This window comes from Streptomyces botrytidirepellens (assembly GCF_003721215.1).
Lineage (GTDB): Bacteria > Actinomycetota > Actinomycetes > Streptomycetales > Streptomycetaceae > Streptomyces > Streptomyces himastatinicus.
This window is the reverse complement of sequence record NZ_RIBZ01000065.1, coordinates 1-12767: the sequence shown is the minus strand read 5'-3', so window position 1 is coordinate 12767 and position 12767 is coordinate 1. Positions and strand designations below refer to the sequence as shown.

General features: G+C 74.3%; 1 protein-coding gene and 2 pseudogenes. All 3 read left to right on the top strand.

Features of this window, described 5'->3' with window-relative positions:
* Positions 1-3: 3 nt before the first annotated feature.
* A pseudogene (locus EEJ42_RS54495) lies at positions 4-3063 on the top strand (SDR family NAD(P)-dependent oxidoreductase); the annotation flags it as partial.
* Between the two features lie 153 nt (positions 3064-3216).
* Complete coding sequence (locus tag EEJ42_RS54490; protein ID WP_425472847.1) at positions 3217-7941, top strand: type I polyketide synthase; 4725 nt, start codon at positions 3217-3219, stop codon at positions 7939-7941.
* Positions 7942-8122: 181 nt separating this feature from the next.
* Positions 8123-12767: pseudogene (locus tag EEJ42_RS04755) on the top strand (type I polyketide synthase); the annotation flags it as partial.

The following is a 12767-nucleotide window of genomic DNA, read 5'->3' as shown; positions in this document are numbered from 1 at the left end:
GGGGTGGGGAACGTGGCGGTGGCTGCGGTCAACGGCCCTGATTCGGTGGTGGTGTCGGGTGATGGGGAGGCGGTCGGCCGGCTGGCGGGGGTGTGGCGTGAGCGGGGTGTGCGGACCTCGCGTTTGAGGGTCAGCCATGCTTTCCATTCGCCGCTGATGGAGCCGATGCTTCAGGAGTTCGGCACGGTCCTTGCGGGGCTCGGTTTCCGTGAGCCGACATCGGTGATCGTCCCGACGGCTGATTCCGTGCACCCGGTTCATACCCCGGCGTACTGGGTGGACCACGCCCGCCGGGCCGTCCGTTTCCATGATGCGGCCGTTCGGCTTCCCGTTGCCGACGTCCTGGTCGAGATCGGGCCAGGCGCCGTCCTGACCCCGATGCTGGTGGAGACGCGCCGCGTCGTGGCGAGCTGCCACCGCACGCGCTCCGAGGTCCGGAGTGTGCTCGAAGCGCTGGGATACGTCCACGTGCACGGANGGAGTGTGCTCGAAGCGCTGGGATACGTCCACGTGCACGGAATCAGCCCGGACTGGGCCGCCCTGCTGGGCACCGGGCGTCCGGTTCCGCTGCCGACGTATGCCTTCCAGCACCAAAGCTACTGGCTGACGGCACCGCCGGTGACCAGTGCGGGGACGGACGCCGTCGATCATCCGCTACTCGCGGGCGTGGTCGATCTGCCCGGCTCCGGAGGCACGTTGTTCTCGGGTCGGCTGTCGCCGTCCGGCACCCCGTGGCTGGCCGATCACGCCGTCTTCGAGAGCGTTCTGTTCCCCGGCACGGGGTTCGTCGAGCTGGCCGCGCAGGCCGCGCGGTACACCGGCTGCGTCGAGGTTGCCGACCTGGTGCTCCGGGCTCCGCTGGAACTGCCGCCCGGCGGAACCGACGTACAGGTGTGGGTGGCGTCGCCGGAGGCGACGACCCGCGAGTTCGTCGTCCGCGCACGGCGGACGGACGGCGAGTGGGTGGTGCACGCCACCGGTACGCTCGCCGGGCCCACGGCGGCCGTACCGGCCGTGGACTGGGCCACCGGGACATGGCCACCCTCCGGCGCCGCACCGCTGCCGGTCGACGGGCTGTACGACGAACTGGCCGCCCGCGGCTACACCTACGGCCCCGCGTTCCGCGGACTGCGCGCCGCCTGGCGGATCGGGGACGACATCTTCGCCGAGGTTGTCCTGCCGCAGGGTGAGCGGGACGCGCGGTTCGGACTGCACCCCGCGTTGCTCGACTCCTCGCTGCACGTCCTGGCGTACGCGGCCGAGGGGCTGCACGACGACGTACGGCTGCCCTTCTCGTTCGCAGGTACCGCGCTGCACACCACCGGTGCGTCCGCGCTGCGCGTGCGGTTGCGGACCGGCGGTGAGTCGGTCCGCCTGGACGCGGCGACGCCCACCGGCTCGCCGGTCGTGACCGTCGACGAGCTGGTCCTGCGGGCCGCCGACGCCGCCACGGTGCGCCAGGGGCTCGCCGACGCCCACCGGACCGACCACTGGTGGCACCAGGTGGTGTGGCGCCGGATGCCCCTCGCGGCGGCCCGCGGCCGGATATCCGGTACCTGGCTGGTGCTCGCCCCGGCGGAGTCCGAGGGGACGGCGACGCTGGTCACCCCGGACTCCGTGTGGCTGGAGAAACTGTTCGACGACGTGCGCGTCGTAACGCTGGACGGCGCCGAGGACCGCGGGGCGCTCGCCGCGCGGCTGCCGGATTCCGATGTCGCCGTCGCCGGAGTGCTGTGCCTGGCCCGGCGGCCCGAGGACGTGCTGCTGTCGCTCCAGGCACTGGACGACGCCGGGCTGGACGCGCGTGTGTGGTGCCTGACACGTGGCGCGGACGACGATCCGGACGCGGCCGCCGTCCGGGGCCTCGGCCGGGTGGCCGCGCTGGAACTCCCCAGCCGCTGGGGCGGTCTCATCGACCTGCCGACGAACGGTGTCGAGGAGGTCACCGGACACCTCGCCGCTGTGCTGGTATCGGACTCCGGTGAGGACCAGGTGCGGTTGCGGGCCGACGGGGTGCACGTCCGCCGTCTGGAACGGGCCGTGCCGGACCGCCCGCAGGAACCGTGGACGCCGTCCGGAACGGTGCTGATCACCGGCGGTTCCGGCGCGCTCGCCGGCCACGTCGCGCGCTGGCTGGCCAGGACGGGCGCATGCTCGCTCGTACTGGTCTCGCGGCGCGGCGCGGACGCGCCCGGCGCCGGTGACCTGCTCGACGAGCTGACGGCGCTGGGCGCCGAGGTGCGGTTCGCCGCGGCCGACGTGACCGACCGGGCGGCCATGGCCGCCCTGGTGGTGGAGGCCCGGGAGGCGGGCACGCCGGTGCGGTCGGTTTTCCACGCGGCCGGGGTGGGCGACGACAAGCCGCTCCTGGAGACGACGCCCGACGAGCTGCGCGCGGTGATGGCCGCCAAGGCCGAGGGCGCCCAGGTGCTCGACGAGGTGCTCGGCGACTCCGAGCTGGACGCCTTCGTGCTGTTCTCCTCGATCTCCGGTACCTGGGGCTCGGCCGGGCAGTCCGGCTACGCGGCGGCCAACGCCGTCCTGGACGCGCTGGCCGCCCGCCGCCGGGGCCGCGGACTGGCCGGCACCTCGCTGGCGTGGGGGCCATGGGCCGGCGGCGGCATGGTGGACGCCGGCTTCGAACAGCGACTGCGGCGGCGCGGCCTGCCCCCGCTGCCAGTCGACGGGGCGGTGGCAGCGCTGGCGTCCGCGGTCGCGCTCGGCACGGACGCGGTCCTGGCGGACGTACGGTGGCCGCGGTTCCTGCCCGCGTTCACCGCGGCGCGCCCGGCCCGGCTGTTCGCGGACTTCCAGGATCTCGCGGACCTCGCGCCCGGATCCGGCGACGGCCGTGCGGCCTCGGCGCCACCCGCGGAACTCGCCGGTGTCCCGGCGGAGGACCGCGGCCGGGTGCTCCTCGACCTGGTCCGCAGTCGGGTCGCGCAGATCGTCGGACGCGGCGACGCGGCGGCGATCGACCCCGACCGGCCGTTGCGGGACCTCGGGTTCGACTCGCTGATGTCGGTGGAACTGCGCAACCACCTGTCGACCGCCACCGGGATCCGGCTCGCCGCCACGCTGGTGTTCGACTATCCGACCCCGGCGCTGCTCGCCGGACATCTGGAGAGCGAACTGTTCACCGCCGAGACGGCGCAGGTCTCCGCGGCGGGCCCCCGTCCGGCGGACGTCGAGGACGACCCCGTCGTGATCGTGGGGATGGGCTGCCGCTATCCCGGCGACGTGTCCACCCCCGACGAACTGTGGCGGCTGGTGGCCCAGGGCCGTGACGCGGTGGGCACGCTGCCGGCCGACCGGGGCTGGGACGTCGCCCGGCTCTACGACCCCGACCCCGACCGGGCCGGCACCTTCTACGTGAAGCAGGGCGGATTCGTCAGCGACGTGGCCGGTTTCGACGCGCGGTTCTTCGGGATCGCGCCGCGCGAGGCGCTGGCGATGGACCCGCAGCAGCGGCTCATGCTGGAGACCGCCTGGGAGGCGGCCGAGCATGCCGGTATCGACCCGCAGTCCCTGCGCGGCACCCGCACCGGAGTGTTCGCCGGGGCGATGTACAACGACTACCTCTCCCGGCTCAACGCCACGCCCGAAGAGCTGGAGGGGATCATCGGGATCGCCAACAGCAACAGCGTGATGTCCGGCCGGATCTCCTACCTGCTGGGCTTGGAGGGCCCGGCGATCACGGTGGACACGGCCTGCTCCTCCTCGCTGGTCACCGTGCACCTGGCGTGCGAGTCGCTGCGCCGGGGCGAATGCGACCTGGCCTTCGCGGGCGGCGCGACGGTGATGGCCTCCCCGGGCATCTTCATCGAGTTCAGCCGGCAGGGCGGTCTCGCGCCGGACGGCCGGTCCAAGTCGTTCTCCTCGCGGGCGGACGGCACCGGCTGGTCGGAGGGCGCGGGCGTCCTCGTCCTGGAACGGCTCTCCGACGCCCGCCGGGCCGGGCACGAGGTCCTCGCCGTCGTGCGGGGTTCCGCCGTCAACCAGGACGGCGCGTCCAACGGTCTGACCGCGCCGAACGGGCCCTCGCAGGAGCGGGTCATCCGTGCGGCCCTGGACCACTCAGGACTGTCCCTCGCGGACGTCGACGTGGTGGAGGCGCATGGCACCGGCACCCGGCTCGGCGACCCCATCGAGGCGCAGGCGCTGCTGGCCACCTACGGCAGGGCGCACGACGCGGAACACCCGCTGTACCTGGGGTCGGTCAAGTCCAACATCGGCCACACGCAGGCCGCGGCCGGCGCCGCCGGAATCATCAAGATGGTGCAGGCGCTGCGCCACGAGACGCTGCCGCGCACGCTGCACGCGGACACCCCGTCCCCCGAGGTGGACTGGTCGGCGGGAACGGTACGGCTGCTGACCGAGGAACGCGCCTGGCCGCGCGGCGACCGTCCGCGGACGGCGGCGGTCTCCTCGTTCGGGATCAGCGGTACCAACGCCCACGTGGTGCTGGCCGAGGGCGACCCGATATCCGCCCCGTCGCCCGCCCGGGAATCGGCGCCGGTGCCGGTCCCCGTACCACTGTCGGCGCGGACCCCCGAGGCGCTGCCCGCGCAGGCACAGGCGCTGCTGCGGCATCTCACCGCCGAGGAGCACGCCCCTGAACTCCCCGACCTGGCATGGTCGTTGGCCACCACCCGGTCGGCCTTCCCGCACCGCGCCGTCGTGGTCGCCGCCGACCGGGAGGAACTGCTCGCCGGGCTCACCGCCCTGGCCGACCCCGACGCCGTACGGCCCGACCGGCTCCTCACCGGAGAGGCCAGGCGGGGCCGCACGGTACTGATGTTCCCCGGCCAGGGCTCCCAGTGGCTGGGCATGGCCCGGCGGTTGATGGCGGACAACCAGGTCTTCGCGACCGCCATGCGGGAGTGCGCCCAGGCGCTCGCGCCATGGGTCGAATGGTCCCTGCTGGACGTGCTGGCGGACGACGACCCGGCGGCAATGGGCCCGGTGGACGTGGTCCAGCCCGTGCTGTTCGCGATGATGGTGTCCCTCGCGCGCGTCTGGCAGCACTGGGGCGTGCGGGTCGACGGCGTGGTCGGCCACTCCCAGGGTGAGATCGCCGCAGCCTGCGTGGCAGGCGCGCTGTCCCTCGAGGATGCCGCGCGCGTGGTCGCCGTCAGGTCACGGCTGCTGGGCGGCTTCACCGGGCACAGCGGCCTGGTGTCGGTGGAACTGTCCGAGCAGGCGACGCTGCGGCGCCTGCACGGCCGGCTGACGGTCGCCGTCATCAACGGCCCGGCGTCGGTCGTGGTCGCGGGCCCGGACGCGGAACTGGACGCGCTGGTCGCGGAGTTGCGGGCGGAGGGTATCCGTACCCGGCGCATCGAGGTGGACTACGCCTCGCACTCGCCGGAGATGGAACCCTTGCGCGACAGCCTGATCGAGGCGCTGCGGGGCATCACGCCGCGGGCCGGCACCCTGCCGTTCTACTCGACGGTGACCGGCGAGCGGATCGAGGGCACCGAACTGGGACCCGAGTACTGGTACGGCAACCTGCGGCAGACCGTCCGCATGCAGTCGGCGGTCGAGACACTGGCGGCGGACGGGTTCACCTTCTTCATCGAGTCCAGCCCGCACCCCGGACTCGTGACCGGTGTCCGCGAGACGCTGGAGGAACTCGGCACGGACAGCGTGGTGTTCGGATCGCTGCGCCGCGACCATGGCGGACAGGAGCGCCTGCTGCGCTCCCTGGCGGAGGGCTATGCGAACGGCCTGGACGTGGACTGGGAGCGCGTGGTCGGCGCGCACCGGCGGGTGCCGCTGCCGACGTACGCCTTCCAGCGCGAGCGGTACTGGCTGGACGTGGCGGACGCGACCGCGGAGCCGCCCGAGTCCGAGGCCGACGCCCGGTTCTGGGACGCCGTGGAACGCGAGGACCTCGACCGGCTGGCCGGCGAACTGGGTGCCGTCGACGGCCTGGACCGGATGCTGCCGGCCCTGGCCGGCTGGCGCCGCCGCAGCCGGCTGCGCACCCGCCTCGACTCCTGGCGGTACGCCATCGCCTGGAAGGCCCGGCAGGTGCGCGCCGCGGTACCGCGCGGGCAGTGGCTCGTCCTCGACCCGGGCACCGAGGAGGCGACGGCCATCCGCACGGCGCTGGCCGGACTCGGCCTGCCCTGCACCGCGCTGACGCTCGGCACCGACGACGCGGACCGTGACAGGGTGCGGACGCTGCTCGCCGGCGTACCGGAGGACGGCGGATTCACGGGCGTGCTGTCGCTGCTGGCACTGGACGAACGTCCGCACCCGCGCCTGGCCGGCCTGACCAACGGTCTGGCGCTGTCACTCGCGGCGGTGCAGGCCCTGGGCGACGCGGCGTGGACCGCGCCGCTGTGGGCGGTGACGACGGGGGCGGTCGGTGCCGGGGCCGAGGAGGCACCGGCGCGCCCCGCGCAGAACGAGATCTGGGGCCTGGGCCGGGTCGTGGCGCTGGAACACCCCGATCGCTGGGGCGGACTGGTCGACGTGCCGGTGAACCCGGGAGCGGACGAACTGACCGCGCTGCTCGGCATACTGGCCGGCCACGGCGGGGAGGACCAGTGGTCCGTACGGGGCGCCGATGCCCGGGTGCGCCGCCTGGTCCGGCACGAGCCGCTCGCCGCAGCGCCCTGGGAACCCTCGGGCACGGTCCTGATCACCGGCGCGAGCGGCTCCCTCGGCCCGCACCTGGCACGCTCCGTCGTCGAACGCGGTGCCACGCACGTGGCGCTGCTGAGCCGACGCGGCACCGACTCCCCGGGCACGGCCGCACTCGCCGCCGAACTCGAAGAACGCGGCGCGGCCGTCTCGGTGTTCTCCTGCGACGTGCGCGACCGGGCGCGGCTCGCAGCGGTCCTGGAGGAACTGGCCGAGGAGGGCCGGCCCGTCGTCACCGCACTGCACGCCGCCGCATTCCTGAACATCGGCTCGCTCCAGGACACGACACCGGAGGAGTTCGCCGACGTGGTGGACGCCAAGGTGGCCGGCGCGGTCCACCTCGCCGAGCTGCTGGACCGCGACCACCTGCGGGAACTCGTGCTGTTCTCGTCCATCGCCGGAGTGTGGGGCAGCGGCGACCACGGCGCGTACGCCGCCGCCAACGCCTTCCTCGACGCCTACGCCGAGCGCTGCCGGGCCGACGGGTTGCCGGTGACATCGGTGGCCTGGGGCATCTGGGACGAGCAGACCACCAAGGACCGCACCGACGCCGAGGCGGTGATCCGGCGCGGCCTGCCGTTCATGGACCGCGCGACCGGCTTCGAGGGCCTGTACCAGGCCATGGCGGAGGGCCCGGCGTTCGTCGCCGTCGCCGACGTCGACTGGTCGAACTTCGTACCGGTCTTCACCTCCGTGCGCAGCAGCCCCCTCATCGCCGACCTGCCGGAGGCGGTACGGGAGGCGACGCGCGGCGACGCGCGCCAGGAGACCACCCAGCGGCTGCGGACCAGGCTGGCCGGGATGACCCCTGCCGACCGGGAGCGCACCGTCCTTGAACTGGTGCAGGCGCACGCCGCCGCAGTGCTGGGCTTCGGCGCGCAGGACACCGTCGCGCCCGGCCAGGAGTTCCGGCAGACCGGCATGGACTCCCTGCTCTCGGTCGAACTGCGCAACCGGCTGGCCGGCGCGACCGGACTGGCCCTGCCCCCGACACTGGTGTTCGACCACGCCACCCCGGACCGGCTGGCCGCCCATCTGCTGGAACAGCTCGCCGACGAGGACACCGTCTCCGCGGAGACCGTGCTGAGCAGGCTCGACGCCATCGAGGCGGAGATCCGCGGCCTCGCCGCCGACGACAGTGCCCGGCTGCGCCTCTCGTCGCGTGTCAGCGCCCTTCTGGTGGCCGTGCGGGGCGAACCGGAAGCCACCCCGGATCTCCGGACGGAGTCCGCCGGTACGACGCAGGAACTCCTCGACCTGCTCGACAGCGAATTCGGTGAGTCGTGACGGGCGTCCCGCCGCACCGCCTTGAGGAACCGAACCCCTTCCGTGGAGTTGAGAAGTGACGAATGACAAGCCCGCCGGGCAGGCCGGCACCGAGGAACGGCTCGCCCGGCACCTGCGGAGAATGACCGGCGAGCTGCGGGAGACCCGGGCGCGGGTGGCGGAGCTGGAGGACCGGCAGCGCGAGCCGATCGCCGTGGTGGGCATCGGCTGCCGCTACCCCGGCGGGGTGTCCGGTGCCGAGGAGCTGTGGCGGATCGTGACCGAGGGCCGCGACGCCGTCTCCGGACTGCCGGTCGACCGCGGCTGGGATCTCGCGAACCTGTACGACCCCGATCCGGACACCCCGGGCCGCAGCTACAGCCGGGAAGGCGGCTTCCTGCACGACGCGGACCGCTTCGACGCCGCGTTCTTCGGCATCTCGCCGCGCGAGGCCGCCGCCCTCGACCCGCAGCAGCGGCTGCTCCTCGAAGTGTCGTGGGAGGCCGTGGAGAACGCCGGCGTCGACCCGCACTCGTTGAACGACAGCCAGGTCGGGGTGTTCATCGGCTCCAACATCCAGGACTACTCCGACGTCCTGGCGGCGGCGCCCGGCGAGGCATCCGAAGGGTTCCTCGTCACCGGGACGACCGGCGCCGTGGTCTCCGGGCGCATCTCCTACGTGCTGGGGCTGCGCGGCCCGTCGGAAACCGTCGACACTGCCTGCTCCTCCTCCCTGGTCGCCCTCCACCTGGCCGTCCAGTCGCTGCGCAACCAGGAGTGCGTGGCGGCCCTCGCGGGCGGAGCGACCGTGCTGTCGACACCGCGCGGATTCGTGGAGTTCAGCAAACAGCGGGTGCTCGCACCCGACGGCCGCTGCAAGGCGTTCGGCGCGGGCGCGGACGGGTTCGGCCTCGCGGAGGGCGCCGGCGTCCTGCTCCTGGAGCGGCTGTCGGACGCCCGGCGCAACGGCCACCAGGTGCTGGCGGTGATCCGCGGCTCGGCGGTCAACTCCGACGGCGCCTCCAACGGCATCACCGCGCCGAACGGTCCCTCCCAGGAACGGGTCATCCGGGACGCCCTGACCGCGTCCGGGGTGCCCGCGCACGAGGTCGACCTGGTGGAGGCGCATGGCACCGGCACCCGGCTCGGCGACCCCATCGAGGCACGGGCCCTGATGGCGGTGTACGGCGCGGTGCGCACCCCCGCGGCCCCGCTGGCCATCGGCTCCGTGAAATCCAACCTCGGACACACCCAGGCCGCCGCCGGGGTCGCCGGGGTGATCAAGTCCGTGATGGCGCTGCGCCACCGGATCCTGCCGCCCACCCTGCACGCCGACGAGGCCACCCCCGAGGTCGACTGGTCGGCGGGCACCGTCGAGCCGGTGACCACCGCGAGGCCGTGGGCCGACCACGGATACGCCCGCCGCGCGGGCGTCTCCGCGTTCGGCATCAGCGGCACCAACGCCCATCTGCTGGTCGAGGAGGCCCCGCAGCCCGTGCCGCACACCGGCGCCGAACCGGTACCGGCAGTCGCACCGCCGCTCGTCCCCTGGCTGCTCTCCGGCCGCTCGGCGCAGGCACTGCGGGCCCAGGCGGCAGCCCTGCTGGCGCATACGGACGGCGCACCGCCGACGCCGGTCACCGATGTCGCGCGGGCCCTGAACACGTCGCGCAGCCGGTTCGAGCACCGCGCCGTGGTGCTCGGCGACGACCTCGACGCGCTGCGCACCGCCCTGGCCGCGCTGGCCGCCGGCGACGAACACCCGGATGTGGTGCGCGGCGAGGTCGCGGCACCCGGCAGGGTCGCCTTCCTCTTCTCCGGCCAGGGCAGCCAGCGCCCGCGCATGGGTGCCGAGATGTACCAGGCGTTCCCGGCCTACGCGACCGCATTCGACGCGGTGTGCGCGGAACTGGACCGGCACCTGTCCCGCCCACTGCGTGACATCGTGCTGGCGGAGCCGGGCACCCCGGAGGCCGCGCTCCTCGACACCACCGAGTTCACCCAGCCCGCGCTGTTCGCCGTCGAGGTCGCGCTGTTCGCACTGCTCGGCTCCTGGGGCGTGAAGGCGGACCGGCTGCTCGGCCACTCGATCGGCGAACTCGTCGCCGCCCACGTCAGCGGGGTGCTGTCGCTCGCGGACGCCTGCACGGTGGTGGCCGCGCGCGCCCGGCTGATGCAGGCGCTGCCGCCGGGCGGCGCGATGGCCGCGTTGCAGGCCGAGGAGGCCGAGGTCGCCGAGCTGCTGCGGGGCCTGGAGGACCAGGCGGGCATCGCCGCCGTCAACGGACCGCGGTCCGTGGTGGTCTCCGGTGACGAGGACACCGTCGCGGAACTGACCGAACGCTGGCGGTCGCGCGGCCGGCCGGCCAAGCGGCTGAACGTCAGCCACGCCTTCCACTCGCCGCGCATGGACGCGATGCTCGCGGACTTCCTGGCCGTAACCTCGTCGGTCGAGTACGGCACCGCGTCCATCCCGGTGGTCTCCAACGCAACGGGCGCCATCGCGACGGCAGAGCAGCTCAGCGACCCGGCGTACTGGGTGGACCACGTACGCGGCACGGTCCGCTTCGCCGAGGGCATGCGCACCCTCCTCGCCGAGGGCGTGACCGTCTTCGTGGAACTCGGTCCCGACGGAGTGCTGACCGGCATGGCCGCAGACTCCCTGGAGGGCCACGACGTGCTCACCGTGCCGGTGCTGCGCCGCGACCGGCCCGAGGCCGCCTCGGCGCTCGGCTCCCTGGCCCGGCTGCACTGCAACGGCACGCCGGTGGACTTCGGCGCACTGCTGCCCGGCCGCGGACCCCATGTCGCGTTGCCGACCTACCCGTTCCAGCGCGAACGGTACTGGCTGGAGAGTGAAGCGCGGCCCAGCGGCGAACTGGACGGCCGGTTCTGGACGCTGGTCGCCGATGCGGACGTCCCCGCGGTGGCCGGCGAACTCGGGATCGGCCAGGACGCCGCCCTGGACGAGGTGGTCGCGGCGCTCGTCCGCTGGCGCGAGCGCGCCGCGCACGGCGTACCGCAGGACAAGTGGCGCCACGGTGTCGCGTGGCGACCGGTGCCGGTGGCGGTGGCGCACCTCACCGGGGAGTGGCTGCTGGTCGGCGACGACCACGGCCTGGCGGAGGCCCTGGCCCGGCTCGGGGCGAAGACGACGCACCTTCCCGTACCCGCAGGCACCGACCGCGCCGGGCTCGCCCGGCTGCTCGAGGACGCGCCGGCTGTGGACGGCGTGCTGTGCACGGTCGCCCTCGGCGACGGCACGACGGAGGACGGCCCCGGACCTGCCGCCGTCGACAGGGTGCTGACGCTGGTACAGGCACTGGGCGACGTGGCCATCACCGCACCGTTGTGGTGCCTGACCCGGGGCGCCGTCGCCGCCGACGGCACGCCTCCGGACCCGTGGGGCGCGGCCGTCTGGGGACTGGGCCGAGTCGCCGCACTGGAACACCCCGAGCGCTGGGGCGGTCTCGCCGACCTTCCGGCGGACCCCGGCGCGGACGTCGCGCCGTTGCTGGCCGCCGCGCTCGGCGACGCGGGCGAGGATCAGCTCGCCCTGCGCGACGGCACGGTGCTGGCCCGCCGCGTGGTCCGCCTGCCCGCCCCGGCTGGAAGGGCGCTCGACCTCGCCGGGACCGTACTGATCACCGGCGGAACCGGCGGCCTGGGCGCGCAGGTCGCGCTCTCCCTGGCCGGCCGCGAGGGCGTGCACCTCCTGCTGGCGAGCCGGCGCGGCGAGCAGGCCCCTGAGGCGGCCCGGCTGCGGGAGCGACTGACGGAGAGGGGCGCCGACGTGACCGTCGCCGCCTGTGACGTCAGTGATCGCGCTCAGGTCGCCGCCCTGCTGGCGGCCGTCCCGGCCGACCGGCCGCTGCGCGCCGTCGTCCACGCCGCCGGTGTACTGGACGACGGACTGCTGCACGGCCAGACTCCGCAGCGGTTCGCCGCGGTCCTCGACGCCAAGGCGCGCTCGGCGGAGCACCTCGACGAACTGACGCGGGACGCCGACCTGTCGGCGTTCGTGCTGTTCTCCTCGCTCTCCGGCACGCTCGGGAACCCCGGCCAGGGCGGCTACGCCGCGGCCAACGCCCACCTCGACGCACTGGCCGAACGCCGCCGCGCCCAGGGACTGCCGGCGACCTCGGTGGCCTGGGGGCCGTGGGCCGGCGCCGGCATGGCGCACGGCGTCGGCACCGGCCGGCTGCGTCAGGGCGGTCTGACGCCGATGGACCCCGACCAGGCGATCGAGGCGCTGTGGCGAGGCGCGGGCGACGACGCGGCGGCCGTCCTCGTCGCCGACGTGGCCTGGACGGAGTTCGCTGCGAAGGCGGCCATGGGCCGGACCGTCCCGCAACTGGCCGAACTGACCGGAGGTGCGGCGCGGTCCACCCCCCAGGAGACCGAACCGCTTGCCCGCACCCTGCTGCGACTGACCGAGGACGAGCAGCGCGGCCACCTCCTGGAGCTCATCCGCGAGCAGGTGGGCCGCACCCTCGGGCACCGCGAGGACCAGCGGCTCGACCCCCACCGGACGTTTCAGAGCCTCGGCTTCGAGTCGCTGACCGCCGTGGAACTCCGCAACCGTCTGCACGGTGTCACCGGAGTCACCCTCCCGGTCACCCTGGTCTTCGACCACCCCACCCCGGCCGCGTTGGCGGAGTTCCTGCGCGGTGCGCTGCACAGCGGGTTCTCCTCGGGACCGGAAGCGGCCCTGACGGAGATCGACCGGCTCGACGCGCTCGTCGGCGCCCTGTCGCTGGACGAGGAGGGGCGCGCGGCGGTCGTCGCCCGGCTGCGCGAGCTGACCCGGGCGCTGGCGGCGCCCGCACCGGCGGACGGCGGCGGCG